Source organism: Actimicrobium sp. GrIS 1.19, assembly GCF_035984655.1.
Classification (GTDB): Bacteria; Pseudomonadota; Gammaproteobacteria; order Burkholderiales; family Burkholderiaceae_D; genus Actimicrobium.
Window position 1 is genome coordinate 67,167 of sequence record NZ_JAXCHT010000017.1, and the last position, 26,635, is coordinate 93,801.

At 59.8% G+C, this 26,635-nt stretch carries 27 protein-coding genes; 2 read left to right on the plus strand and 25 right to left on the minus strand.

The features are described from left to right. Positions 1-2 precede the first annotated feature (2 nt). From RCH09_RS13015 to ndk, 14 genes are all read right to left on the minus strand, one after another. Positions 3-1,154, minus strand: a complete 1,152-nt coding sequence (locus RCH09_RS13015; RefSeq protein ID WP_326941535.1) for an ATP phosphoribosyltransferase regulatory subunit — start codon at positions 1,152-1,154, stop codon at positions 3-5. A 191-nt stretch (positions 1,155-1,345) separates the two neighbouring features. Further along, the gene (gene hflC, locus RCH09_RS13020) at positions 1,346-2,239 is read right to left on the minus strand and encodes a protease modulator HflC (RefSeq protein ID WP_326941536.1); all 894 of its coding nucleotides are present in this window, start codon (positions 2,237-2,239) and stop codon (positions 1,346-1,348) included. Continuing rightward, positions 2,239-3,540 (minus strand): FtsH protease activity modulator HflK, encoded by a 1,302-nt coding sequence (gene hflK / locus RCH09_RS13025; RefSeq protein WP_326941537.1) that lies wholly within the window; start codon positions 3,538-3,540, stop codon positions 2,239-2,241. Before hflK ends, hflC begins: the two co-directional genes overlap by 1 nt. Positions 3,541-3,592: 52 nt before the next feature. Continuing rightward, on the minus strand, positions 3,593-4,717 hold the full coding sequence (gene hflX / locus RCH09_RS13030) for a GTPase HflX (protein WP_326941538.1): 1,125 nt from the start codon (positions 4,715-4,717) through the stop codon (positions 3,593-3,595). Between the two features lie 38 nt (positions 4,718-4,755). Then, entirely contained in the window at positions 4,756-4,992 is a 237-nt protein-coding gene (gene hfq, locus RCH09_RS13035) for an RNA chaperone Hfq (protein WP_061539949.1), read from the minus strand. Positions 4,993-5,239: 247 nt separating this feature from the next. Continuing rightward, positions 5,240-6,586 carry a ribosome biogenesis GTPase Der gene (gene der, locus RCH09_RS13040; protein WP_326941540.1) on the minus strand — a complete coding sequence of 449 codons (1,347 nt, stop codon included), beginning with the start codon at positions 6,584-6,586 and terminating at the stop codon, positions 5,240-5,242. 9 nt (positions 6,587-6,595) lie between these two features. After that, entirely contained in the window at positions 6,596-7,741 is a 1,146-nt protein-coding gene (gene bamB / locus RCH09_RS13045; RefSeq protein ID WP_326941541.1) for an outer membrane protein assembly factor BamB, read from the minus strand. Between the two features lie 94 nt (positions 7,742-7,835). Continuing rightward, positions 7,836-8,483, minus strand: a complete 648-nt coding sequence (locus RCH09_RS13050; RefSeq protein WP_326941542.1) for a tetratricopeptide repeat protein — start codon at positions 8,481-8,483, stop codon at positions 7,836-7,838. Between the two features lie 10 nt (positions 8,484-8,493). Next, positions 8,494-9,846 carry a histidine--tRNA ligase gene (hisS, locus tag RCH09_RS13055; RefSeq protein ID WP_326941543.1) on the minus strand — a complete coding sequence of 451 codons (1,353 nt, stop codon included), beginning with the start codon at positions 9,844-9,846 and terminating at the stop codon, positions 8,494-8,496. Positions 9,847-9,869: 23 nt separating this feature from the next. Next, entirely contained in the window at positions 9,870-11,138 is a 1,269-nt protein-coding gene (gene ispG, locus RCH09_RS13060) for a flavodoxin-dependent (E)-4-hydroxy-3-methylbut-2-enyl-diphosphate synthase (protein ID WP_326941563.1), read from the minus strand. A gap of 11 nt (positions 11,139-11,149) precedes the next feature. After that, complete coding sequence (locus RCH09_RS13065; protein ID WP_326941544.1) at positions 11,150-12,121, minus strand: RodZ domain-containing protein; 972 nt, start codon at positions 12,119-12,121, stop codon at positions 11,150-11,152. Beyond that, positions 12,114-12,926: a type IV pilus biogenesis/stability protein PilW gene (gene pilW, locus RCH09_RS13070; protein WP_326941545.1), complete on the minus strand. Its 813-nt coding sequence runs from the start codon at positions 12,924-12,926 to the stop codon at positions 12,114-12,116. The genes RCH09_RS13065 and pilW overlap by 8 nt, the downstream gene beginning before the upstream one ends. Then, positions 12,923-14,092 (minus strand): 23S rRNA (adenine(2503)-C(2))-methyltransferase RlmN, encoded by a 1,170-nt coding sequence (gene rlmN / locus RCH09_RS13075; protein ID WP_326941546.1) that lies wholly within the window; start codon positions 14,090-14,092, stop codon positions 12,923-12,925. Before rlmN ends, pilW begins: the two co-directional genes overlap by 4 nt. 67 nt (positions 14,093-14,159) lie before the next feature. After that, positions 14,160-14,585: a nucleoside-diphosphate kinase gene (gene ndk, locus RCH09_RS13080; protein WP_326941547.1), complete on the minus strand. Its 426-nt coding sequence runs from the start codon at positions 14,583-14,585 to the stop codon at positions 14,160-14,162. A gap of 232 nt (positions 14,586-14,817) precedes the next feature. Here ndk and RCH09_RS13085 point away from each other — a divergent pair, with 232 nt between their 5' ends. Next, entirely contained in the window at positions 14,818-15,510 is a 693-nt protein-coding gene (locus RCH09_RS13085) for a Bax inhibitor-1/YccA family protein (protein WP_326941548.1), read from the plus strand. Positions 15,511-15,639: 129 nt separating this feature from the next. On the opposite strand, the gene RCH09_RS13090 is transcribed toward RCH09_RS13085, so the two are convergent. From RCH09_RS13090 to surE, 10 genes are all read right to left on the minus strand, one after another. After that, positions 15,640-16,017 carry a nuclear transport factor 2 family protein gene (locus RCH09_RS13090; RefSeq protein ID WP_326941549.1) on the minus strand — a complete coding sequence of 126 codons (378 nt, stop codon included), beginning with the start codon at positions 16,015-16,017 and terminating at the stop codon, positions 15,640-15,642. 84 nt (positions 16,018-16,101) lie between these two features. Then, positions 16,102-16,698 carry a DJ-1/PfpI family protein gene (locus RCH09_RS13095; RefSeq protein WP_326941550.1) on the minus strand — a complete coding sequence of 199 codons (597 nt, stop codon included), beginning with the start codon at positions 16,696-16,698 and terminating at the stop codon, positions 16,102-16,104. Positions 16,699-16,824: 126 nt separating this feature from the next. Further along, on the minus strand, positions 16,825-17,811 hold the full coding sequence (locus RCH09_RS13100; protein WP_326941551.1) for an alpha/beta hydrolase family esterase: 987 nt from the start codon (positions 17,809-17,811) through the stop codon (positions 16,825-16,827). A 17-nt stretch (positions 17,812-17,828) separates the two neighbouring features. After that, on the minus strand, positions 17,829-18,578 hold the full coding sequence (locus RCH09_RS13105) for a DUF4386 domain-containing protein (RefSeq protein ID WP_326941552.1): 750 nt from the start codon (positions 18,576-18,578) through the stop codon (positions 17,829-17,831). A gap of 226 nt (positions 18,579-18,804) precedes the next feature. After that, positions 18,805-19,443 (minus strand): LysE family translocator, encoded by a 639-nt coding sequence (locus tag RCH09_RS13110; protein WP_326941553.1) that lies wholly within the window; start codon positions 19,441-19,443, stop codon positions 18,805-18,807. Positions 19,444-19,540: 97 nt separating this feature from the next. Next, complete coding sequence (gene rlmD, locus RCH09_RS13115) at positions 19,541-20,887, minus strand: 23S rRNA (uracil(1939)-C(5))-methyltransferase RlmD (protein ID WP_326941554.1); 1,347 nt, start codon at positions 20,885-20,887, stop codon at positions 19,541-19,543. 46 nt (positions 20,888-20,933) lie between these two features. Next, positions 20,934-21,947, minus strand: coding sequence for an RNA polymerase sigma factor RpoS (gene rpoS, locus RCH09_RS13120; RefSeq protein ID WP_326941555.1), 1,014 nt, complete (start codon positions 21,945-21,947; stop codon positions 20,934-20,936). After that, positions 21,948-22,925, minus strand: coding sequence for a peptidoglycan DD-metalloendopeptidase family protein (locus RCH09_RS13125; RefSeq protein ID WP_326941556.1), 978 nt, complete (start codon positions 22,923-22,925; stop codon positions 21,948-21,950). Between the two features lie 36 nt (positions 22,926-22,961). Beyond that, entirely contained in the window at positions 22,962-23,807 is an 846-nt protein-coding gene (locus RCH09_RS13130; protein ID WP_326941557.1) for a protein-L-isoaspartate(D-aspartate) O-methyltransferase, read from the minus strand. Then, positions 23,804-24,541 (minus strand): 5'/3'-nucleotidase SurE, encoded by a 738-nt coding sequence (gene surE, locus RCH09_RS13135; protein WP_326941559.1) that lies wholly within the window; start codon positions 24,539-24,541, stop codon positions 23,804-23,806. Before surE ends, RCH09_RS13130 begins: the two co-directional genes overlap by 4 nt. Positions 24,542-24,649: 108 nt before the next feature. Here surE and RCH09_RS13140 point away from each other — a divergent pair, with 108 nt between their 5' ends. After that, positions 24,650-25,630: an NADPH:quinone oxidoreductase family protein gene (locus tag RCH09_RS13140; RefSeq protein WP_326941560.1), complete on the plus strand. Its 981-nt coding sequence runs from the start codon at positions 24,650-24,652 to the stop codon at positions 25,628-25,630. A gap of 17 nt (positions 25,631-25,647) precedes the next feature. On the opposite strand, the gene RCH09_RS13145 is transcribed toward RCH09_RS13140, so the two are convergent. Further along, positions 25,648-26,592 carry a T6SS immunity protein Tli4 family protein gene (locus RCH09_RS13145; protein ID WP_326941561.1) on the minus strand — a complete coding sequence of 315 codons (945 nt, stop codon included), beginning with the start codon at positions 26,590-26,592 and terminating at the stop codon, positions 25,648-25,650. Positions 26,593-26,635 lie beyond the last annotated feature (43 nt).

The following is a 26,635-nucleotide window of genomic DNA, read 5'->3' on the forward strand; positions in this document are numbered from 1 at the left end:
GCTTAACCTAACTTTTTGAGAATCCAGTTGCCGTTATCGAGCACGAGTGCGCGGTCGCAGTCGAACTCCTCTTGATCATTTTCGTGGCCAGGCAGATGTTGAATCACCACCTCGCCTGCATGGCGCAGCGCCACGATGGTTGAACGCAGTGCCGCGTCAGTTCCCCACGGCGCCCGAATGGCGCTCTTGGGTGCAGCGCCGGGCAGCAGCCGGGCCAGCTCGCGCAAGTCCATCGAGAATCCGGTGGCCGGCCGGGCGCGGCCAAACGCCTCGCCGACATGGTCGTAACGACCGCCACGCGCCACCGCATTGGGCAAGCCTGCCACGTACAGCGCGAACATGGCGCCACTCTCGTACTGGTAGCCGCGCAGGTCGGCCAGGTCGATCGTCACGTCGGCGTCACCGGCAAGCCTGACCAGCACCTCCAGGTCATCCAGTGCCGACACAATGCCCGGCAAAGCGGGCAAGGCGGCGCGGGCGCGCACCAGCGTGGTGGCATCGCCGTACAGATCGGGCAAGGCCAGGATGGCACTGCGCGCGAGGATACCGAAGCGCGCGGTCAATTCGCGCAGGCCCGGCACATCCTTGGCTTTGAGCAGTGCAAACAAGGTCGCTTCGCTCGCCCGCGCAGTTGGGTCGTCTGCAATGATGGCGCGCACGATGCCGACGTGGCACAGGTCAAGCCGCACCGCCGAAATCCCTGCCAGAGCAAGGGACGCCAGCGCCAGTTCCTGAATCTCGGCATCGGCTTCGAGACCGGCGTGCCCGTAGATTTCGGCGCCGATCTGCAGCGGCTCACGGGTCGCGTGCAGTCCCACGGGACGGGTATGCAGCACGCTGCCCGCGTAACACAGCCGCGTGACGGATGTTCGGTTGAGCAAATGGGCATCGATGCGCGCCACCTGCGTGGTCATGTCGGAGCGTAGCCCCATGGTGCGGCCGGAAAGCTGGTCAACCAGTTTGAAGGTACGCAGATCGGTGTCGGCGCCGGCGCCATTGAGCAATGACTCCAGGTATTCGAGCATCGGTGGCATCACCAGTTCGTAACCATAACGCTGGAAATTGTCCAGCATCAGGCGTCGAAGCTCTTCGATTTTGCGCGCCTCGGACGGCAAAACGTCAGCGATGTTTTCAGGGAGAAGCCAATTGGGCATGGAGGAAAACTCAAAGAATCAGAAAATCGGCGGACCGATGAATGCAAACCAAACGCAAGCAGTCGCCGCACACGGCGCATGGTCCGAGATCCGCAACCACCGGATCGAAAACACTGCGCCTGGTACGACGACATCCTTCAGGAATGGCCCGGCGGTCGACGACATTGCCGTCGACCGCCAGACAAAGACCTTTATTTTTTCGGGCTACCGCCTGCAGGTAGCGTCGGGCTCTTGAAGTACTTGAAAAACTCGGTGTTCGGATCGACCACCAGCACGTCATTGCGTGTACGGAAACTGGCGCGATAGGCTTCCAGACTCCGGTAGAACTTGTAGAACTCGGGATTTTGGCCAAACGCCGATGCATAAATCGCCGATGCCTTGGCATCGCCCTCGCCACGCAGATTCTCTGCATCGCGATACGCTTCAGCCAGGATCACGGTGCGCTGGCGATCCGCGTCGGCGCGAATCTTTTCGGACTCGGCCGAGCCGGTCGAACGCAGTTCGTTGGCCACGCGTGCGCGTTCGGCCTTCATCCTGTCATACACCGACGCATTGATCTGCTCGACATAGTCGACCCGCTTGAGGCGCACATCGACGATCTCGACGCCGATCTCCTTGGCCTCTTCTTCGACCTTCTTGCGAATCGCGTCCATCACCTTGCCACGTTCGCCGGAGATCACTTCGCGCACGGTGCGCTTGGTAATTTCATCGTTGAGCGCAGCCTTGACGATTTGCGACATACGATCCAGGGCGCGCCGTTCGTCACCGCCGAAACTGACGAAATACAGCTTCGGTTCGACGATGCGCCATTTGATGAAGGCATCGACCAGGATGTTTTTCTTTTCGGCCGTGATGAAGCGATCCGAGTCAGGCGTATCGAGCGTCAGAATGCGCTTGTCGAGGAACAGCACGTTCTGAAACGGTTGCGGCAATTTGAAATGCAGGCCGGGAGTGTCGATGACCTGCTTGACTTCGCCGAACGCAAACACAATCGCGTACTGCCGCTGCGAGACGACAAAAATGGTTGAGCTCAGCACAAACAACACGGCGAGTGCGGCAATCACGAGGGAGATCAGGCGGTTCATCAGCGCACCTCCCGATCACGACCGTCGCGACTATCGCGGCTGCGCGCATCACGTTGATGTTGCAGCTCAAGTGCCTGCAACGGGTCGATTGCCGGGCTGGCGCCAGGCGCCGCCGCGGCGGGTTTTGCAGCGGGCTCGACCCCGTTGGTCTGCGAAATCAGCTTGTCAAGCGGCAGATAAAGCAGATTGTTCCCGGCTTTTGCATCGATCATGATCTTGGTGGTGCTTGCGAAAATTTGTTGCATGGTTTCCAGATACATCCGGTCGCGCGTGACGGCCGGGGCTTTTTGATATTCACCCAGCACCTGCTTGAAACGCGACGCGTCACCTTCTGCATTGGCCACCACGCGCGCCTTGTATCCCTCGGCTTCCTGCAACAAGCGGGACGCCGCACCGCGCGCCTTCGGAATCACATCATTGGCATACGCCTGGCCTTCGTTCTTCTGGCGTTCACGATCCTGCCCGGCTTTGACGGCGTCGTCGAAGGCGGTCTGTACCTGCTCCGGCGGCTGCACGCCCTGCATCGTGACGTTGGTCACCTGCACACCCGACTTGTAGCGGTCGAGTATCCGTTGCATCAATTGATTGACGTCGAGCGCGACCTTTTCACGACCTTCGTACAGCACGAAGTCCATCTTGCTGCGTCCGACGATTTCACGAATCGAGCTCTCAGCAACCTGCTTGATCAATTCTTCCTGATCACGGTTGTTGAACAGCCAGGCGGCGGCGTCCTTGAGCTTGTATTGCACGGCAAACTGAATGTCGATGATGTTTTCGTCATCGGTCAGCATCAGCGATTCTTGCGGTTGCTTGTTGCGCGCACTGCCGCGGTAGCCGACTTCGACGGTGCGCACCGACGAAACGTTGACGATTTCATGTGCCTGGATCGGCGCCGGCCAGCGCCAGTTGAATCCGGCCGGTGTCATGTGGCTGTACTTGCCAAATGTCATCACAACGCCAGTCTGGCCTTCCTGAACAATGAAGAAGCCGCTGACCAGCCAAAGAAAAAAGGCGACCGCAGCCATGATGCCAACGCCAAAGCCCGCGCCGCGCATGTCAGGGCGAAAGCCGCCGCCGGAATCGGATCCACCGCCGTTGCCATTCTTTTTGCCACTCAGCAAGCGGTTCAGACGGGCGTTGAAGTCACGCCACAACTGCTCGAGATCCGGCGGGCCTTCGGGCGGCCGTTTGCCATCCTGATTGCCATTCTGGTTTTGCTTGTTATCATCCGCGCCCCGTCCCCAACGTGGATCGTTGAGCGAGAATTTCAAGCCAAGTCTTTTCAAAAGAGAAACAAGCATGCGGTTTTGATCCGGCGTTAGAAGTGGGTTAAAGACAGAATGATGTTGCCGGTCACACCGGCACATCACAGGGCAAAACCAGAACCGGTTCGTCGGGCACGGCAGCGCGGCTCGATTGCGCGAATTCACCAATCGCGCCACGCAGAAAATCGATGCCAATGCCATCACGCGCACTAAGGTAAACCCGCCGGATTTTATCATACTCATCGCGTTCCAAGCCCGGCTCCAGACCCGCAGCATCGATCTTGTTCCACACCAGAATTTGCGGAATATGGTCGGCGCCGATTTCTTTCAGAACCCGATTGACCTGTTCGATCTGCTCCATCCTGCTGGGGCTGGCGGCATCGACGACATGCAGCAGCAAATCAGCGTGAATGGTTTCCTCCAGCGTGGCGCGAAACGCGGCGACCAGCTGATGCGGCAGCTCGCGAATGAAGCCGACGGTATCGGACAGCACGACATTGCCGGCGTCCTCGCCGAGGTAGACCCGCCGCGATGTCGTGTCTAGCGTGGCGAACAATTGGTCGGCCGCGTAGACGTTGGCTTTGCACATGTTGTTGAACAGGGTTGATTTTCCGGCATTGGTGTAGCCCACCAATGAGATGGAGAACACCTGCCCGCGTCCGCGCGCACGACGCTGGGTGGCATGCTGGCGCTGCAGCTTGTCGAGCTTGGCACGCAATGCCTTGACGCGCTCGCCCAGCAGGCGGCGGTCGGTCTCAAGTTGCGTCTCGCCCGGACCGCGCAGGCCAATGCCGCCCTTTTGACGTTCCAGATGGGTCCAGCCACGAATCAGGCGGGTGGCCAGATGCTGCAGCTGTGCCAACTCAACCTGCACCTTGCCGACGTGACTCTGGGCGCGCTGCGCAAAGATATCGAGAATCAGGCTGGTACGGTCGACCACCCGTACCTTCAGGTGACGTTCGAGATTGCGCTGCTGCGCGGGTGAAAGCGCGTGATTGAAAATGACGATTTCCAGCTCGTTGTCGGCAACGATGTCGCCAATTTCATTGGCTTTGCCGGAGCCAACAAAAAACGCTGCATCGGGACTGCTGCGCTTGGCCGTGACCGTAATGACAGGAACCGCTCCCGCTGACTTCGCCAGCAAGGAAAGTTCTTCGAGACTGGCAAGAAAATCGCCCTTGCCGAAATCAACACCCACCAATGCAGCACGCATATCAGGCGCGCCGCATCAGGATTGAGTCGCACATTGAATCACTCTGCTTCGGCTTCAAGATTCAGATTCACGGCACGGGCTGGAACAACGGTGGAGATTGCATGCTTGTAGACCATCTGGGTGACGGTATTGCGCAGCAGGACGACGTATTGATCAAACGATTCGATATGACCTTGAAGCTTGATTCCGTTGACCAGATAGATCGAGACGGGAACATGCTCTTTTCTTAAGGCATTCAAAAATGGGTCTTGTAACAATTGCCCTTTGTTGCTCATGACAGCTCCATTGTGTTGTTGTGATCAGGAGTTGGAGGCAGCTTGATGATTTTTCAAGGCCTGCGAAACCAATGTTAAACGAATGTAATCCATTTTTGGTTTTGTCGCCATCAGCGTAGCCCGCAATGTCGAACGCCTCAAATGGCCTTTGGCTGGAATGCCGGATGTCACAAATTTCTCGATGGGAAAGTTTCCGTAGCCACGGTGCAACACCTTCCCGTCAGACCGGATACCCTGGCACGGACGCTTATTTTTCATGCCGGGAAAACGGATTTTTTCCCGATCGAAATTCGATACGCAGTGGAGTGCCCACCAACGAAAAAGTTTCCCGAAAATGCTTTTCGAGAAAGCGTTTGTAGTTGTCGTCGATCGCATCGAGCGAATTGCCGTGAATGACCACGATTGGCGGATTCATGCCACCCTGATGGGCATAGCGCAGCTTCGGCCGGATCGACCCCTTGCGACGAGGCTGCTGATGCTCCACCGCCTCGATCAGGGCACGCGTGAGTTTCGGTGTCGACAGGTCACTCATCGCTGCGGCGTAGGCGGAATTGATCGACTTCATCAACTGGTCCACGCCGGTCGCCTTGAGCGCCGAGATGTAATGAAATTTGGCGAACGACAGGAAGTCGAGTTTGCGGTCGAGATCGATCTTGATCTCGTCGCGCCGACTGCTGGTCAGGCCATCCCACTTGTTGACACCGACCACCAGCGCCCGGCCCGATTCAAGAATAAAGCCGGCAATATGCGCATCCTGCTCGGAGATATCCTGTTGCGCATCGAGCAGCAGGAGCACGACGTTGGCTTCTGAAATCGACTGCAGGGTCTTGACCACCGAAAATTTCTCGATCGCCTCGAAGACCTTGCCGCGACGCCGAATACCGGCGGTGTCGATCAGCGTGTATTGCTGGCCGGCGCGCTCGAACGGAATCTCGATCGAGTCCCGCGTCGTGCCCGGCATGTCGAAGGCGATGACGCGTTCTTCACCGAGCAGGGTGTTGACCAGGGTCGACTTGCCGACATTCGGGCGACCGACGATGGCGATCTTGATGCTCTTGCCAAGATCGGCGACGACTTCTTCTTCCTCGACCGGCTTTTGTCCCAGCGCCAGGTTCAGCGCCTCTTCAACCAGATCCATCACGCCGTCGCCATGCGCCGCCGAGATCACATACGGGTCCCCCAGGCCAAGCTCATAGAAGTCGGCCGTCACGGCGCTGTAGCGCATGCCCTCGGCCTTGTTCACGACCAGCATCACCGAACGGCCGGACTTGCGCAGGAAGTCGGTGATGGTCTTGTCGTGCGGCGTCATGCCCTGGCGGCCATCGACGATGAAGATCACCATGTCGGCTTCCGCGACGGCCTGGCGGGTCTGCTTGGCCATCTCGTGCATGATGCCCTCCTTGGCGACCGGTTCAAAACCACCGGTGTCGATGACCAGGAAAGGACGTTCGCCCATGCGCCCCTCGCCATAATGGCGGTCGCGGGTCAGACCAGGCAAGTCGGCGACGAGCGCGTCGCGCGAGCGGGTCATTCTGTTGAATAAGGTGGATTTGCCGACGTTCGGTCGGCCCACGAGTGCAATTACCGGCTTCATTAAATAGTTTTACTCGGCCGCCAGCGCGACCAATGCTCCTGCTTGAGTTTGAAAAATCACGCGGTCGGCGACCACGATCGGTGTCGCCAGAATCGGGCTGCCATCGGTGGCGACACGCGCCATGAAAGCGCCGTCTTCACGCGACAGAAAATGCACAAAACCCTGACCATCGCCAACGGCGACGGCACGGCCAAACGAGATCGGCGCAGACAGGCGTCGATGCGCCAGTTTGTCGTTACGCCAGACGCTGGTGCCGCCATCGCGGCCGAACGCGGCCAGCACACCTGCCTCGTTGGCAGCAAAAATGAAACGTTCGTCCGCGCCAATGCCGACATCGCTGGACCATTCCTTGGACCAGCGCACCGTGCCGCTGGCGGTCTCAAAACAGGCGACGCGTCCCTGGTAGGCGACCGCGCAAATCTCGCGGCCGATCAGCACCGGATTGCCGGAGGTGTCGGTGACCCGCTCGAGTTCGGTTGCGCCGCGCGGATCGCCAACGGCGACTTCCCACAATGGCGCGCCGTTATTGAGCGTCATGGCCAACAGGCGACCACCCGGCATGGCCGCGTAGGCAGCCGTTGACGAGGTCACGATGCCGGGCGCCGAGCGCAGCGTCAGCGCAGGCGTGGTGCGCTGCAGGAACCAGCGTCGCGTGCCGGTGGCAATGTCGAAGGCACTGATGCGGTTGTCGATGCTGCGCACGATGACCAGTTCGCCAGTCACTGCCGGCGACGACAACACTTCGCTGGAAGTCTGCGCCTTCCAGAGCAGCTTGCCATCACCGTCAAAGGCCAGCACGCTGCCTTTTTCGCCGGCTACAGCGACGGTTTTTCCATCCGTGCCGACACCGGCCGTCAATGGCGAACCTGCGTTGATGCGCCAGGCCAGCGCGCCGGAGGTGGCATCAAAGCGCGCGATCGTGCCGTCAGCGGCCGCGGCGAACACGCTGTTGCCGGCGGCAGCTGGCGCGAACAGGAATGCGCCGGACTTGCCGACCGAAGCGGTCCATGCGGTGCGTACGGCCAGCGTCGACTTGAATTCGACCAGCGCGGCAGGCGGATTTTTCGGTTCGTCCTTGCTGAACGGATTCAAGGACGAGCATCCGGCGATTGCCACGAGAATCAGGGCGCCTGCGAATTTGACTGCACTTTGCATTTTTTTCCTTTTACCGAATGACGCTACGCGCGATGGATGGTCAGGCCTGACCACGCTGCGGCAGACCCGGTTGGCGGGCTGCCTGACAACAGAATCAGCCTGCCGCCTTGACCGCAGCGCCAATGGCATCGAGTTTCAATTGAATCAGTTGACGGCCGGGGTTTTTCTTTTCTGCCTTGTCGAGCGCCAGCTGCCAGGCGGCGCGCGCTTCCGGCAGTTTGTTCTGTGCCATTAGCAAATCGCCTTTGCGATCAGCCACGTCGACAGCGAATTGCGCCGGGAACTCGCCGGCCAGCACCTTCAGACCCTCGTCATAGGCTTTTTCGTCGAGCAGAATGCCGGCCAGGCGGATCTTCGCCAGCGCCTTGAATTCCTCGTCGGCGCCCTTGTCGATGACCCATTGCAGCTGCGCTTTGGCAGCCTTCATGTCGCCGGCGTCGAATGCCGATTTGGCGGCAACCAGGCCACTCATCTGCGCATAACCGGTGCGAGCGAAGCGCTCCTGCATGTCGGACGCGGCACGTTGCACCTTGGCGTTGTCCTTGGCCGTGACACCGTTCTGCAATTCGTTATACAGCTGCGACGCCTGCATCGACTGGGTGCGCTGATAGTAATTCCAGCCTGACCAGGCTGCATACCCGGCCAGCGCAATCGTCAGGGCCCATGTCACCAGGTTGCCGTATTGCTTCCACCAGGCCGTGAGGCTGGCCAATTGTTCCTGTTCTGCGTGATCGTATGCCATGTCGACTCTGTTAGTGGTGATAGTGAATGTGTTCGGCGCCATCGTCGTCGCCGATGATTTGATCGACCAGATAGTCGGCCACGCTGTCAAACGGAACCGATGCCTGACTATGCTGATGGCCCTCGCCCGGTGTTGCACGCAATGCCTTGACGGTCGCAAGGTCGCCGGCGACCTCGTCTTCGCCGAGGATCACCGCGTAGGCTGCGCCACTGGCGTCGGCCCGTTTCATTTGCGCCTTGAAGCTGCCGCTGGCGCTGGCCGACGCGCAATGTAGCACAACGTCGAGTCCGGCATCACGCAATCGTTCTGCAACGACCGACGCCTTGAGCTGCGCGGCGGCGCCCTGATGCACGACATAGACGTCGCATCGGCTGGCGGCGAACTGTTCGCCGCTGGCTTTCATCAGCTCCAGCAAACGCTCGATCCCCATCGCAAAGCCGCACGATGGCGTTGGTTTGCCACCGAACATGTCGAACAGCGTGTCATAGCGTCCGCCGGCACACACGGTGCCCTGCGAACCCAGTTGATCGGTGACCCATTCGAACACGGTGCGGTTGTAGTAATCCATGCCGCGCACCAGGCGCGGATTGATGGTGAACGGCACGTTATTGTGACGCAGGATGGTTTGCACGCCCTCGAAATGCGCCAGTGATTCCTCGCCCAGATAGGCCAGCAATTGCGGTGCGGCGTTGACCATGTCCTGCATGGCCGGGTTCTTGGTGTCGAGAATGCGCAGCGGGTTGGTATGCAGGCGCCGTTTGGCATCCTCGTCAAGGACATCCAGATGCTGTTCGAAATACGCAATCAGATCGGCACGATGGCGCTTGCGCTCGTCGGCGTCGCCAATCGAATTGAGCTCCAGCTTGATGTTGTCGAGACCGAGATCGTCCCACATGCGCTGGCACATCATGATCAGTTCGGCATCGATGTCCGGCCCGGTAAAGCCCACCGCCTCGGCGCCGACCTGATGAAACTGACGATAACGGCCGCGCTGCGGGCGTTCGTGGCGAAACATCGGGCCGCTGTACCAGAGCCGCTTGGGACCTTCATAGGTCAGATTGTGTTCGATCACGGCGCGCACCACGCCGGCGGTGCTTTCCGGACGCAGCGTAAGCAGGTCGCCGTTCATCGAATCGGCGAACGAGTACATTTCCTTTTCGACGATATCGGTGACGGCGCCGAGGCCGCGTGCGAACAACGCGGTCGACTCGACGATCGGCGTGCGGATCTGCTGGAAGCCGTAGCTCTTGAGCACGGCCTGAATCGTGTTTTCAAATAATTCCCACAAGCCGGCATCGGCTGGCAAGACATCGTTCATGCCTTTCACGCCGGCGATTTTTTCTGCTTTTTTATTTTCTGACATGGTGAACCTGGTGTGCCTCGGCCTCAGGCCGGTGCGGTGGTTTTGCCGTAATGGCTTTGAACATAATCCAGCACGATGGCCTGGAATTCTTCGGAAATGCGGTCGCCGCGCAACGTGACGGTTTTTTCGCCATCGACGAAGACCGGCGCCGCCGGTGTTTCGCCGGTTCCGGGCAGGCTGATGCCGATATTGGCATGCTTGGATTCACCAGGGCCGTTGACGATGCAGCCCATCACGGCGACATTCATGGCCTCGACGCCCGGATAGGCGAGTTTCCAGGTCGGCATCTGATCGCGCAGGTAGGTCTGGATGCTGTCGGCCAGTTCCTGAAAGGTGGTCGAGGTGGTGCGTCCGCAGCCCGGGCAGGCAATCACCATCGGCGTGAATTTGCGCATGCCCATGGTCTGCAGGATTTCTTGTCCGACAATGACTTCGCGGGTGCGGTCGCCGCCGGGTTCGGGCGTCAGCGAAATGCGGATGGTGTCGCCGATGCCTTCCTGCAGCAGCACCGACAGGGCCGCCGTCGAGGCGACGATGCCCTTGCTGCCCATGCCGGCTTCGGTCAGGCCGAGATGCAACGGGTAGTCGCAGCGCCGGGCCAGTTCGCGATACACCGCGATGAGGTCCTGCACGCCGGAGACCTTGCAGGACAGGATGATCTTGTCGCGCCCCAGACCGAGTTCCTCGGCCCGCACGGCATTGTCGATGGCCGACGTCACCAGTGCTTCGTACATGACAGCCTGCGCCGCCCATGGTTCGGCGCGCCCGGCATTCTCGTCCATGATGCGGGCCAGCAGCGCCTGGTCCAGGCTGCCCCAGTTGACCCCGATGCGCACCGGCTTGTCGTACCTGCAGGCGACTTCGATCATCTGCGCGAACTGGGTGTCGCGCTTGGCGCCCTGTCCGACATTGCCCGGATTGATGCGGTATTTGGACAGCGCGCGGGCGCAGTCGGGATAGGCATTGAGCAGCGTGTGACCGTTGTAATGGAAATCGCCCACCAGCGGCACATCGATACCCATGCGATCGAGCTGTTCGCGAATCGGTGCGACGGCGGCAGCGGCCTCGGCATTGTTGACCGTGATGCGTACCAGCTCCGAACCGGCACGCGCCAGTTCCTTGATCTGGATCGCCGTGCCGATCGCGTCGGCGGTGTCGGTATTGGTCATCGATTGCACCACGATCGGGGCGTCACCGCCGACCAGCACGGCGCGCTCGCCATGGCGAATTACCACCTGGCGGGCAGTGCGTCGCACGGACGGTCCGGATGCGATCGGCAAACAAACGGGCATTGGTTTCATGGTCATTTCACACTGATTCGGGCAACGTTGTTCTTTGCGGCGGATTGCAGTGGCAGTGGCTGGCCGCGCAGCGTTGCGTCCACGCCGGAGGCATTGCCGACCACCAGCGTCACCGGTTCGGAAATGGTGAAGGTCTCGGTGGTGCCGGCGTGATACAGCTTCGATGCGACCGCACTTTTGCCGGTTCCACGCACTTCGATCCAGGAATCGGCGCGCAGATTGAGCACCAGCTGGTTATTGTTCGCATCGGCCGTGCTCGCGGCAGCAGGCGTCGACAGGGGTGCGGTCGGAGTCACCGCCAGCGGCGCTGCCACGGATGGCACTGTCACGGCGGGCGCCGGCACGGCGACCGGACTGACCAGCGGTTTGCGCTCCGGCTCTGGCACCACGTCGACGTTTTCCGTGACCGTCGGCGTCGATTCCGTCGCCTGTTCGGCGACCTGCGGACGAATCGACGCAAACACCGACGATGCCTTGGCCAGAGCCGACTCCAGATCCGGTGGCAACATGCCAAACCGTTGCGCTGCCACGCCGATGCCGGTGCCGACCACCACCAGCAGCAATACCGAATACCAGCCCGACGAAATGCGATGGTGATTGCTCGACGTCAGACGCGTATCGGAGAAATGCGCTGGCGCCATGGCGCGCCGTGCCGGCATCGCGTGGCTGGCCGCCACGGCGTCGGCAGGCATCATGGCCAGCAACGGCACCGGGTCGATTTTCAACAGCTTGGCATAGGCCCGCACAAAGCCGCGCGCACTTGCCGTTCCTGGCAATGCGGCAAGGTTATCGTCTTCGATCGCCTGAATCTGGCGCGGGGCGAGATTGAGCTGGTTGGCGACGTCTGCCACCGACCAGCCGCGCGCCTGACGTTCGCGCGACATCTGGGTACCCGGGGTCATGCTCTGTGGCACGCTATTGTCGGCCGACTCGGTGACAGGCGCCACCGGCGGCATCACGCCATCTTCACTCATCAAAAGCCCCGCGCTGATACGCTGCAAATTCCTGCGAGCCTGGATACCGGCGCCGCAACTGGGTGGCCAGGCTGCTTTCAGCAGCCCGATCGCCCATCTTGTGTTCAATCTTGATCGACAGCCAGAGCACTTCGGCGCTGAAGACATCGGCCTTGAGCAGACGGCCTGTATAGAACCTGGCCTGCTCGTATTGACCGCGCCCGTAATGCATTTTCGCCAGATTGACACCGGCCGACGCATTGTTCGGATCAAACTGGAACGCCTGCCGGAAATACTTCTCGGCGGCGGCCTCGTTGCCCAGCTTCAGGCTGCACAATCCGGCGTTGTTGAGGGTCTTGGATGGATACTGATAGCTGGGGCTCTTGAGGGTCGTCTCGAAATACGTGATCGATTCCTGCACGCGCCCGTTCTGGCAAAGGAACCAGCCGTAGTTGCTGGTGAAATCGGCATTGTTTGGCGCCAGCCGGATGGCACTGAGAAAATTGTCATCGGCCAGCTTGGTTTCGCCCATATCCATGTAAATCAGCGCGCGCACGCTATACGCATCGGCCAGGTTAGGGTCGGCTTGCAGGGCTTGCTTGAGCTCATCCAGCGCTACCGCCATCTGCCGCTGCTCGTAGTAACCGATGGCCAGCTCAAGCCGGATCTGGCCGCGGCGCTGCGCGCTGGTTTGATCCGAGGTGGTCGCCAGTTCGGTTTGCGCCCCGGCTAGTGGCGCAGAAGCGCCCTTGCTTGCACATCCGGACAGCGCTGCGGCCATCAGGCCGGCGCTCAGCATTGCAGCTATTTTCAACACGTATGTCACGAGGCGATCTCCACCAGCCGACCGAAGTCCTTGCCGAATTTTTGTTGATACTCCGCCATTTTTTGCATGCGCTCCTGTACCTTGGTCCGATCCTGCACTTCGCCGGCCAACTGGCCGCAGGCAGCATCAATATCGTCGCCGCGCGTCTTGCGAATGGTGGTCACGATACCTGCATCCATCAGGATCTGGGCGAATGCCTTGATCTGCGGATTATTGGATCGGGTCAAGCCGGATTCGGGAAACGGGTTGAATGGAATCAGGTTGAATTTGCACGGCACCGGCTCGGCCCCGTGGCGCACCAGTGCCACCAGTTCGCGGGCATGCTGCTCGGTGTCGTTGACGCCATCAAGCATGCAATATTCGAAAGTGACAAAATCACGCGGCGCGTACGGCAGATAGCGCAGGCATGCCGCCATCAATTCCTTGAGCGGATACTTCTTGTTGAGCGGCACCAGGCTGTCGCGCAATGCGTCGTTGGAGGCGTGCAGCGAGACCGCCAGCGCCACCGCGCAATCCTGCCCCAGCTTGTCGATCATCGGCACGACGCCTGACGTCGACAGCGTGACGCGGCGGCGCGACAGTCCATACGCATTGTCATCCAGCATGAGCTTGAGGGCGGTGACTGTCGGCTCGTAATTGAGCAGCGGCTCACCCATGCCCATCATGACGACGTTGGTAATCTGGCGTTCGCCTTTCGGGCCGGGTTCGATGCCTTTGGTCTTGCGCAATTCGAATTCGGCCATCCACAGCTGGCCGATGATTTCACCGACCGTCAGGTTACGATTGAATCCTTGCTTGCCGGTGGAACAGAACCGGCAATTGACTGCGCAGCCCGCCTGCGTCGAAATGCACAGCGTGCCACGATTTTCTTCCGGAATGAACACGGCTTCGACTGCATTGCCCTGGCCGACATCGAGCAGCCATTTGCGCGTGCCGTCGGTCGAGGTATGGTCGCTTATCACGGCAGGTGATGCCACCACTGCACGCGTTGACAGCTTGTCGCGCAACGACTTGGCCAGATCGGTCATGGCAGAAAAATCGCTGGCGCCGAATTGGTGGATCCAGCGTTGTAATTGTTTGGCGCGAAACGGCTTCTCACCCAGTTCACCGCAATATGCGATCAACTGCGCAGGATCGAGGTCCAGCAAATTGGTGAGTGCCATCATTAGCCTTGCGGTGTTATCGCCGGTCTGCACGCGCCATCATGGCAGCGTGCCGACTGGCACTGTTCTATTATCGGGAATACACGTTCAGCGCAGCGAAGAAATACGCGATTTCGACCAGTGCGGTTTCAGTCGCATCCGAGCCATGAACTGCATTGGCATCGATCGAATCAGCGAAATCGGCGCGAATCGTGCCCTTGTCAGCTTTCTTCGGATCGGTGGCGCCGAGCAGGTCACGATGCTTGGCAACGGCGTTTTCGCCTTCCAGGACTTGCACGACAACAGGACCGGAGATCATGAAATCAACCAGATCCTTGAAAAACGGACGCGCAGCATGCACGGCGTAGAAACCTTCGGCCTCGGCACGGGACAAATGCATCATGCGGGAAGCAATGATTTTCAGACCGGCATTTTCAAAACGGGTGTAAATTTGACCAATGACGTTTTTTGCAACTGCGTCTGGCTTGATAATTGACAAGGTGCGTTCGGTTGCCATATGTAAAAACTCCAATAAAATGAAAGGGTTAAGTGGGAATATTGATAATCCGATGAACCTTTGATTTTAGCATGAAAGACCCCAAATAAGACCACTGACGGTTGCACTACAGCAGTCAGGGAGTCTAATGTCGGTCGGCACGGCGTTGACGCGGCAGATTATTCGGCCCGCATGCGGTAACCTGACCGTGTTGTTGCACAAATCATCACATTGCATTTTTTACGGAGGCACCATGAATCAACAATTTGGCAATACCTATGTGACCGGCGAACTGGCCCAGGCTGCCGGCCACCGCGTCTTGCGCAACACTTACTGGCTGTTGGCGCTGTCAATGATCCCGTCGATCCTTGGCGCCTGGCTGGGCGTTCAGTTCAACTTCACCTTTTTTGCCGGCAGTCCGTTCGTCGGCTTCATGGCGTTCATGGCGATCGCATTCGGCTTCTTCTATGCGATCGAAAAAACCAAGGATTCAGGCTGGGGCGTGGCGGTGCTGCTCGGCTTTACGTTCTTCATGGGCCTGATGCTGTCACGCCTGATCGGTCATACGCTGGGCTACTCGAATGGTGGCACGCTGGTCATGACCGCGTTCGGCGGCACGGCAAGCATTCTGGGCGTGATGGCAACCGTGGCAACCGTCTCGAAACGCGACTTTTCAGGAATGGGCCGCTGGCTGTTCGCAGGTATGCTGGTGATCTTGCTGGCTGCCGTTGCCAACATTTTCCTGCAGATGCCGGCGCTGTACCTGGTCGTTTCCGTGCTGGCGATCGGGATTTTCTCGGCGTATATCCTGTATGACGTGCAGCAGGTGCTCAATGGCGGCGAAACCAATTACATCACCGCGACATTGAAGATTTATATCGACGTGTACAACATCTTTGCCAATTTGCTGTCGCTGCTGGGCATTTTCGGCGGCTCACGCGACTGAACATTGGTCAGCGCAAAAAAGCCAACCTTCGGGTTGGCTTTTTTTCGACTTTCAATCCCTCAGGCTGGCAGGGAGGACGCTGCTGGAAGGCGCAGCCGCCCGTGAAAACGCGCCACTTTTGCGGCACGCTCAAATCACACCAACCGACGTGAAAATCCTTTTCTCCCCCGTCGAAAACGACGCCCGCTGAATATAGCCATCCACAACTTCGTAGATACAGAGCATTTCAATCGTGCCGAGCCCTTCGGGAAAATTGCGGGTGATGATTTCCGAATCGGTGACAACGTTGCCGACTACGACACGTGACAGCAACCGCGCATGCAGGTCAGGCTCGTCGAATCGCACCAGAAAGCGCGCGCGAAGCTGTTCGTGTCCACGCGCGATGCAGTCGCCATGCAAAGTGAATTGTTCGGCGTCTGGCGCATAGGTTCGCAGCAGCGCATCGATATCTTTTGTATTGTATGCGTCGAGCTGCGCTTGCACGATGAAGACGGGTGAAGGTGTCATGATGTTGGTCGATGGCAGGTTCAGAAAATGGGGCCGATAGCGCTACCAGCGCGCGTCAAGCGCGGCGATCATTGCGCGTCAGCCCTATAGATAGGGACGGATGTTGGCCATCGCGCGGGCAACGTATTCGTCCTTTTCGCCAACAGGAGCGACATAGTGAAGCGCGCTTTTTGCTGCCTCCTCGCCTTCGGTCCGTGCAATAACCCAGGCGGCCAGATATTGCGACGCGAAGCATCCACCAGCTGTCGCCACATTGCCTTTTGCAAAGAACGGCTGGTTCAACACGTCGACGCCCGCTTCGATAACCCAGGGCTTGGTCGTCAGGTCAGTGCACGCCGGCACGCCGCTTAACAGACCCAATTTGGCAAGCAACAGCGTTCCGGAGCACTGTGCACCAATCAGTTGCCTGGTCGGGTCGAGGTTAAGTTGGGACAGCACGGTCTCGTCAGCAACGATTTCACGCGTTTTCATGCCGCTGCCGACCAGTACCACGTCAGCCTCGGACGCCTCTGCAAGGGTTGATTGCGACTGGATGACGACACCATTCATTGACGTTACTGTCTGTGCAGGACTGGCCAGCGTTACGCGCCAGCCGGGTTTTTTGATGCGATTCAGGACGCCCAGGGCGATGAAGGAATCCAGCTCGTTAAAGGCATCGAAGGTGAGGATGGCAATGTGCATGAGGACGCGTCCAAATATTAGTCGAGGGTAGAAATCAATCAGTGGCGATAACGATCTGTTCCGGGTGAACGCTTGCCGCTACAGATAGCCGGCACATCAAGGACCCGAAACACGTCGTTGCTAACATCATGGCCTTTGTCGTTCGAAGAAATCCCAGATCAGTTTCGCGCCGTCCGGCGCCATCGGTGATGGGCCCAGCAGGCGCGGACGACGCCAGTAAGGTTGCGGAAGACCATGGCCGCCATCCTGAATGGTCACAAGCTCCACTTCCACGTTGCCGTCATTGCGCCAGACCGTGTGCCCAACCTTTGCGTTATCGTCGCCGCTCAACGGCGCCGGGATCGTGGTGGGTGTGCCGCCGATCTTGTTGATGTCAGCAAAATATTGCCCTGACTCGCGCGAAGACTGGACATTGCCGCCCTTGAAGAACAGGCCAAACAGACTGGACTCGCCACCCGCGAATGGTACCAGCGGGTCCTTGGTGCCATTCATGAACATGACAGAACTGCCCTGCCCCGCAGGCTTGCATTTGAAATTCTCCGCTGCCGGCACATTTGCCGAGACCGCCGCCACCGCGCGAAACCGGGAAGGCGCTTCCAGTGCCAGCCGAATCGACATGAAGCCGCCCGACGATACGCCCGTCGCGAACACGCGATTCCGGTCAACACCGATTTCAGTGATCAGCTTGTCCGCCAGAGCGACCATGAATCTGACATCGTCAACCTCGCGTCCGTTAAGTGTGAAGTCGCCGATTTTGCTGCAGTCGTTCCAATCGGACGAGCCGGCATCGGGGTAGACCACGGCAAAGCGATGTTGGTCGGCAAGGCGATCAAAACCGTACCCGGTTTCGAGGCGAATTTGCGCGCCATTTTGTCCCGAGCCATGCATTACCACGAGCAGCGGCCCACCCTTCGGCAAGTCCTTCGGAAGGTAGGTGCGGTAAGTACGCTTCAGCTCACCCACCTCGATCGACGCCTTGGTCACTGTGCCAGACACTTGCGGCGGTTCGGGATCGGGTGAATAGATGAAATATCCGAACAAGGCGCCGCAGACTGCCATCAGCGCGAGCAGGCCATAGACGCAGGAGCGCAGAAACCCAAGAAATTTTTTCATGAACATCGTCCGGCTCTTCAGGATTGCGGAAAATGCGCGGGTGCCGCGGAATACCTGGCATTCCACTTCGCAATATCGACGCCTTTAACCAGCAGCCAGAGACAAAATGCAGCTTCGCCGATAAAGGGTAAAAGCAAAATCGCCGGACTAATCAGGTTTGAAATCGCGGGGACGAATAGCACTGAAAAACAGTTGATTACATAACTTGCTCCAGCAACCTGCATCAGGACGCCGATAAACTTCGGAAAATAGCCGGATTTAAAAATCAGATAGCCATAAATAATGCAGGTGCAACCAAAAAGGATGAGGGCGATATTGAACGCAAAATTGTGCGCCCTCAGAGCGAGGCTGGCAAATGCGTGCAGCTGTGCCGGCTCGAATGCCTTCACCAAACCTGCATTCGTTAATAGCGGCAATACAAAGAGCAAAAACATCTTGCTGAGCGTTTCAACAGAAACCGATATGAGATTGAAGAAGACGGCCAACAGGACGAGGTTCTTGTCGACGGGCCTGAGCAACAGATACAAGAACCACGAGAGCGGAATGACACACACGACCAGCATCAGGTTGGCAAAAATTCCGAGGTTCCAGAGCGTCGCCGAGGCAATGATATTTTGGGCTGAAAGCGCGGCATCGCCCGACACAAGCAGATGGTTGATGACGAACCCTTCTGCAAAGATACCGAGCGCGATCACCGCCAGATACAGTGCGCCGGCCATGCGTGCCTGCCATTGAGGGGAAGTCTTGTGAATTCCAGTTTTTATCATCAATTCTCTCTCAGGATTTCAGGTTGTCTCGCATTCACGTTCACCTTGGCGCGACGCGGGGGTCGCCGACACATGTTGCCATAAAACAGTTGGCGAATGCATATTAGATGAACGACGTGAACCGAGGCCCGGCCGCAGCCGCAAATATGAGGAAGCGAATGCGGAAAAGGGACCTTGAGAGAGACGCGTCTCACTGCCCTGCCAGACTTGCAGGGTACTGATTGCGTCAAGTTCTGTCGGCTAATGCGAGCTTGATTCCGAACGAAACAAAAACGGCGCCGATAAGGCGATTGAGCCAAAGTGCGACGAACCGATTGGCTTGCAGCCGCTGGCTGGCATATGCCGACGAGATGGCGAGGAAGTGACACCAGAGCATGCCGTTGACGTTGAAGATCAAACCCAATGCAATGAAAGCCAGCGCCTTGCTGGATGCATCGGGACTGATGAACTGCGGAACGAATGCGAGAAAGAATAATGCGACCTTCGGGTTCAACACATTCGTCAGAAATCCTTGTGAAAATAGTCGACGGTACGGCAGCGGCGGCGGCGGCAACGTCGCGACGTCGGTGGCAGGCGTGCTCCTGGCGCGAAGCAGCGCAATGCCGACGTACACCAAATAAATCGCACCAATGTACTTGACCACAGTGAAGGCAGTGGTCGACGTGGCGAGCACGGCCGATAAGCCCAACGCTGCGGCAAAGACATGGACCAGCGTCCCTGTGCCGATGCCAAGCGCCGCGGCCGACCCTGCCCGCCACCCTTGCGTGGCACTGCGCGACATGATGAGCAGTGAATCAGGCCCGGGCGCTATGTTCAGCAAGAGCCCGGAGATGACGAATAAAGCAAGATTCTGTGTGCCGAACATGGGGACTGCTCCAGAAAGCCAAGGGGGTGTCGACGCCATGGCGCGAACCAGTTTATCGACAGGGATCGGGATATCTGCCTGGGAAGAAGGCGGCTCCTCAGCTACTCAAATCAAACACGGCGATGGATTCGACGTGCGCCGTATGCGGAAACATGTTGACCACGCCAGCCTGCTCCAGCGCATAGCCGGCCGCCACCAGCAACTGCGCATCGCGCGCCAGCGTCGCCGGATTGCAGGAGACATACACGATCCGTTGCGGCCGTTGCGCCGGCGTCAGCTCGGCCAGCGCCTCGCACAAGGCCATCGCGCCCTCGCGCGGCGGGTCAACCAGATAGCGATCGAAGTAGCCGAGTGTGCGCAGGTCGTCGGCGCTGATGTCGAACAGGTTGCGACAGGCAAAGGTGGTCTTGGCCTCCAGCCCATTTTCGCGGGCATTTTCCAATGCCCGTTGCGTCAATGCGGTACTGCCCTCGATGCCGACCACGGCGCGCGCCTGCGTGGCAATCGGCAGCGTGAAGTTGCCCAGCCCGCAGAACAGGTCGGCGATGCGGTCCTGCGGTTGCGCTTCCAGCAGGCGCAACGCACGCGCTACCAGGACCCGGTTGATCTGGTGATTGACCTGGGTGAAGTCGGTGGGCTTGAACGGCATGCGGATGCCGAATTCCGGCAGGGTGTAATGCAGTTGCTGTCCGCCCGGGTAATATTGGGTCGCACTGTCGGGGGCGGGATCGCGCTGCAGCCACCACTGCACCTGATGCTGGTCGGCGAACGCCTTGAGCGCGATCTCATCCTGCGCCGACAGCGGCGCGAGGATGCGCAACACCAGCACCGTGAGGATGCCGCTGGCACCCTCGCCCACGGCCAACTCGATCTGCGGCACCTGTTCCATGATCGACAGCGAGGTAATCAGTGCGCGCAGCGGACCGATCAACGCCGACACGTTCGGCGGCAGGATGGCGCAACTGGTCATGTCGATCACATAGATCGATTTCTTTTCGTGGAAGCCGATCAGGATGCCGCCCTTTTTCGGCACATTGCGCACTGACAGCCGGGCACGGTAACGATAGCCCCAGGTCGGGCCATGGATCGGTCGCATCAGCATGCCGGCGCGCACCTTGCCGATATGCCAGAGATTGTCTTCCAGTACGCGCTGCTTGATCGCGACTTGCGCCGCCGGGTCCAGATGCTGCATCGCGCATCCGCCGCACACGCCGAAGTACGGACATTTGGGCGTGATGCGCATGGCCGACTCGCGTACCAGCGTGGTCATGGTCGCGGCTTCCCACTTGGACTTTTTGCGAAATGACAGGTAGCCCACGCGTTCGCCCGGCAATGCGCCTTCGACAAAGATTACCTTGCCGTGGGTGCCGTCCTCATTGGTCAGATTGCCGACGCCGCGCGCTTCCATGTCGAGGGAGCGGATGTCGAGAAGTGTCTGCTGCATAAATGGTGTGCTGAAAGGCCGCCAGGGCCGGTGAATGAAAAATCGTCTACAACAATGCGTCGCGGCTGACCCCATGTGAAGCAAACGCACGCTTGAGCTTGACCAGCGCTTCCTGCTGGATCTGGCGCACCCGTTCGCGCGTGACACCCATTTCCGCGGCCAGCTGTTCCAGCGTGGCCGGATCATCGTTATCGAGGCCGAAGCGGCGCATGATGACAATGCGCTGCTTGTCCGGCAATTTCTTGAGCCAGTCGCGCACCAGGATCGTCATCTCATGCTGTTCGGCGCGCGCATCCGGCCCTTCCGTGACATCGCCGGGCAACAAGTCCATCAGGCTGGCCTGCGGGTCATTGTCCAGTGGCGCATCGAGCGAGGTCGCGTGTTCCGACAGGGCCAGAATATCCTGCACGTCCTCGACCGGCCGATCGACCAGATGGGCGATGTCTTCGACGGTGGCATCCTTGCCGTCGTGGTGCTGCGCTTCAAGATGATATTTGGCGCGCAGGATCTGATTCAGTTCGCGTACCATGTGGACCGGCAGACGCACGGTGCGGGCCTGGTTCATGATGGCGCGTTCGATGCTCTGGCGGATCCACCAGGTCGCGTAGGTCGAAAAACGAAAGCCGCGTTCCGGCTCGAACTTGTCGATGGCCCGCATCAGGCCGAGATTGCCTTCTTCGATCAAATCCAGCAGCACCACGCCACGGTTGATGTAGTGCTTGGCAATCGACACTACCAGCCGCAAATTATGCTCGATCATTTTTTGCCGGGCTTCGAACTCACCGGCCTTGGCCAACGTGGCGTAATGCACTTCCTGTGGCACGGTCAGCAAGGGACGCGTACCGATCTGGTTCAGGTAATGCTGGGTCGCATCGGTCGAGAGTTCCGAGGCGAGCACTTTCTTGAGTTCGTCGACCGTTTCGGTCAGCACCACGCCGCCATTGACCAGGATCTCAACGGTCCCGTCGTCGCCTTGCACGCCGGCCGCATTCAGTGGTGTATCGAGCGCATCCTCGGTGGCGTCATCGTCATCCAGCAGATCGTCGCGATTCGTGGTCATTTATCGGCTGGGCAGGAATTTCGAGGGGTCAACAGGTTTGCCCTGCTGACGAATTTCAAAATGCAGCTTGACTGAATCGGCATCGGAATTGCCCATCTCGGCGATTTTCTCGCCCTTGGCGACGTTCTGTCCCTCTTTGACCAGAATGGTCTTGTTGTGCGCATAGGCCGACAACAAATTGCTGGTGTGCTTGACGATGACCAGGTTGCCATAGCCACGAATCCCGGCCCCGGCGTACATGACCTTGCCGGCGCCGGCGGCAATGACTTGCTGGCCGCTCTTGCCGGCAATGTCGATACCCTTCTTGCCGTCGTTGTACGTGCCAACGATCTTGCCTTCGGCGGGCCAGATGAAGTCCACATTTTCTTCGTCAGGCGGGTTGGTGTCGACCGGCTTGTCGCTCGGCTTGTCGTTCGCCTTCTCGGCAGGCCTGGCCACGTCAGGACGGATTGCCGCAACCACCGGCGCGCTCGATCCCGTGTCCGGCTTTTGCAACTCGGCCAGTGCGGCTTCCGAATACGGCCGCTTGTCGCCGCGCGGTCCGGTCTTGACGCTACCTGGCGGCATGGCCGCCGGCGCCGATACGGCGGGCTGGGATGAGGACGGTGCACCAAGCGGCCGCACGTCGACACCGGAACCGGTGTTGACGCTGCCGGTTTGCGGCGCGCCGGCTGGCGGCAGTACGCGCAGCACCTGATCAACGCGAATATCGTTGGGATTGGTCAGATTGTTCCAGCTCACGAGGTCACGATAATTCTGGCCAAACTCCGTGGCGATGCGCACCAGCGTCTCGCCTTTTTTTACGGTGTGGAAACCCGGTTCGTCGGCTGGCCGGACTGCGAGGGCCGGCTCACCGGGGCTTTTGCTGCCGGCCGAGGTGGTGGCCAGATCGACTACCGGCGCAGTATGGGGCGTATTGGCGCAACCGGCGATGACGCCAGTCAGTGAAATGAGGAAAAGCGCGGGGATTAGTTTCATTCTGATTTGGTTCGTTGATCGGTATAAAGCCGACTGTCAAACGGTACCTGCACGCAGTGGCACGAAATGACAGTCTTCCAGTGTGGTGTGGGTCCATTCGAATTTGCCGACACGTTCAATCAGTTGCAACACCTGATGACGGGCGCCGACCGGCGCCACCAGCCTGCCGCCAACTGCCAGTTGATCGAGCAGAGCCTGCGGCACTTCGAGTCCGGCAGCCGCCAGAATGATGCCGTCAAACGGGGCGACTTGCGAGAGGCCGAGCATACCATCTCCGTAATGCAAACGGATATTTGCAATCCGCATTGGCCGCAGGTTGCTGCGCGCCAGTTCGTGCAGCGGCCGGATCCGTTCGATGGAATACACTTCCTTGGCCACCAGCGACAGCACCGCGGCCTGATAGCCGCAGCCGGTGCCGATTTCGAGCACCCGCGTGAGCGTGCCGCCGTTGCGCATCACTTCAATCATGCGCGCCACGATGTAGGGTTGCGAAATAGTCTGGTGGTAGCCGATCGGAATCGAGGCATCGACATAGGCCTGCGCCACCAGTCCGGGCTCAATGAACAGATGCCGCTGCACCGCCTCCATCGCCGCCAGCACCCGGGTATCCGATATTCCCTGCTTGACCAGGCGCGCCACCATCGCCTTGCGCACGCTGTCCGACACCAGTGGCGCCACCCGTTGCGGGCTCGGGTTGGCGCGCCGCTCGACCTGCATCGGCGCCGCTGGCACAGGCCGGGACTGGGCCGGATTGAGCGCTGCGTTACGCGTCGCGGTTTGCGGCGTCGCCACCCGGCGGGTTGGATCGGCCGGTGCATTGCGCGCCTGCTTGTCGACCACCGACGATAACGAGAGCGGAAAGCGCCGGTCCTTGTTGGTCATGCCAGGGCATTCTTCAAGGCGTCGAGTTGGGCGCGATGCGTCAGGTCGATCTGCAGCGGCGTGATCGACACCTTGCCCAGCGCGGTGGCATGGAAGTCGGTGCCCTCCCCGGCATCCTTGGCCTTGCCCGCCAGACCAATCCAGTAAATCTGGCGGCCATGCGGGTCGGTGGCCTTGATCACGCCCTCCGACTCATGCCGTTTGCCAAGCCGGGTGGCGACCACGCCCTTGAGCGATGCATACGGCAAATTGGGAATGTTCACATTCAGCAGATACGGCTTTTGCAGGCTGTCGAATTTGCGCAGCACAATCTCGCGCGCCATCCGCGCCGCCGAATCCAGTTCGGTCCAGCCCTTGTCGACCTGCGAAAACGCAATGGCCGGAATGCCGAACAGATACCCCTCGGTGGCCGCCGCGACGGTGCCGGAATACAGCGTGTCGTCGCCCATGTTCTGGCCCTGGTTAATGCCGGAGACAATCAGGTCGGGGCGAAACGCCAATACTCCGGTGAGCGCCACGTGCACGCAGTCGGACGGGGTGCCATTAAGGAAATGAAAGCCGTTGGAGGCGGTATATAAAGACAACGGCCGGTCCAGCGTCAGCGAGTTGGAGGAGCCGGAACGGTTGCTGTCGGGCGCCACCACCACGATCTCGGCAATCGATGCCAGCGCATCGGCCAGCGCCACAATACCGGGGGCGAGATAACCATCGTCATTACTGATCAGGATTTTCATGCAAAGATTTTACCTGAAGCACTATGCGCAGAACGGCGCTCGGCCAACAAATTACGGCATAATCGAAAAAAGCAAACGACCGTTCGTTTTATAAAAAGGAGACCCGCAATGAAAGCCATCGTCTGTAAAACCTGGGGACTGCCCGACACGCTCACCGTCGACGAGTTGCCCGATGTCGTGGCCGGTCCCGGCCAGGTCGCCATCGAGATCCGCGCCGCCGGGGTGAATTTTCCGGATGTCCTGATCATCCAGAACAAATACCAGTTCAAACCCGAGCTGCCCTTCATTCCCGGCAGCGAACTGGCCGGCACGGTCATCGCCGTTGGCGACGGCGTCACCCAATACAAGCTCGGCGACCGGGTCATCGCGTTCAGCGCCCAGGGCGCCTTCGCGCAGCAGATCGTGGTACCGGTGCAGGCTGTCATGCCAATGCCGCCGGAAATGCCATTCGATATCGCCGCCGCCATCACACTGACGTATGGCACCTCGCACCATGCCGTGGTGGATCGGGCGCAACTCAAGGTGGGTGAAACCATGCTGGTGCTGGGCGCTGCCGGCGGTGTCGGGCTGGCTGCGATCGAAATCGGCAAGGCCCTCGGCGCACGCGTCATTGCCGCTGCCTCGACCGATGAAAAGCTGGCGGTCTGCCGCGAGCATGGCGCCGATGTCACCATCAATTACAGCACGCAGGATCTGCGGGAAGCCATCAAGGCGGCCACTGACGGCAAGGGGCCGGATGTGATCTACGATCCGGTCGGCGGCATCTATGCCGAACCGGCGTTTCGTTCGATCGGCTGGCGCGGCCGATATCTGGTGGTCGGGTTTGCCAATGGCGAAATTCCGAAGCTGCCGTTGAACCTGACGCTGCTCAAGGGCGCTTCACTGGTCGGCGTGTTCTGGGGCGAATTCGCCAAGCGCGAGCCCAAAGCCAATCTGGCCGCGATGCGTCAACTGCTCGGCTGGCTGGCCGACGGCACCATCAAGCCGCGCATCTCGGGTCGGTATGCACTGGCCGACACGCCACAGGCCTTGAACGACATGGCCGCGCGCAAGGTCACCGGCAAAGTGGTGATCGAGCCGTACAAGTGATGTGAGCGCCGGCTGCGTCATGCTGCCGGACGGGAGCGGAGCGTGCGCGAGACCCGGTCCCAGAATGCCAGCGCCAGGCGCTCGGCGGCGGGCGTGTCGGTGCTGCCGTTCATTTCGGCGCTGAGCAAGGGCGTGGCGGCGGAATCTGCGCCTTGATTGGCGTGGAGCAGGAAGGTCACGCCGGAGGTAGGCAGGCGCGGATTGCCTGCCGTTAGCCATTCTTCGGCCTGCATGCCATTGAGTGCGAGTACGCCGAAACGCAGCGTGTGCCAGCCCTTGGCGCGCTCGGTGGCTTGCTGTTCCTGCGCGGCGCGCGCCAGCAGCGTGGTCGTGGTGCTGCGCTGCGGCCGTGCATCGGTGACCAGACTGAGCGTCATGCCGTCACGGTCACTGAACGTGAACAGGGTTGCAATGCGCTCGGCGGCAACCGGCGGGCCCGCCAGAAATCCGCCAGCAAAACACGCGCCCGGCTCGGCGGGAATCTCGGTGCCGGCGCGGCCGCGCAGGCGCGCTGCGACTGCCAGCAGCTGTTCCTTTTTGCGAGTCACGGCAGGCGCTGCCGGCACCTGCGTCGAACCCGCGCCAGTGACATCGACCGTCATCAGGATCGCCTGACCATTGCTCCATTTGTAGATTTCCAGCGTCTGCGCGTCGAGCGCTGCGTCACCATCGCGAATGTGCAGCAGCAAGGTCGTGTCCGGCAACGGCGACGACGCCTCCAGCAACAGCGCGCGGCGGCTCGCGCGGTGTTCGCTGACCTGATAACTGTGCTCGATGTCCGCCACCCAGTTCCGGAATGCGGCAGCCGTCATCGGTCGCGCCTCGATCGCGATGTCGTCAACCAGCAGGTCACCCTGGGCTAGCGCGCCGTGCGGCAGATCAATGGCGAAGCGTCCGACGCATTGCGTGGCTAGCCTGAATGTTTCATGAACCGGTATTTCGGCATGCGTTCCCATCATCATCGCTGCAGCAATGAGGTCGAAGAAATATCAGGCGAAACTCACC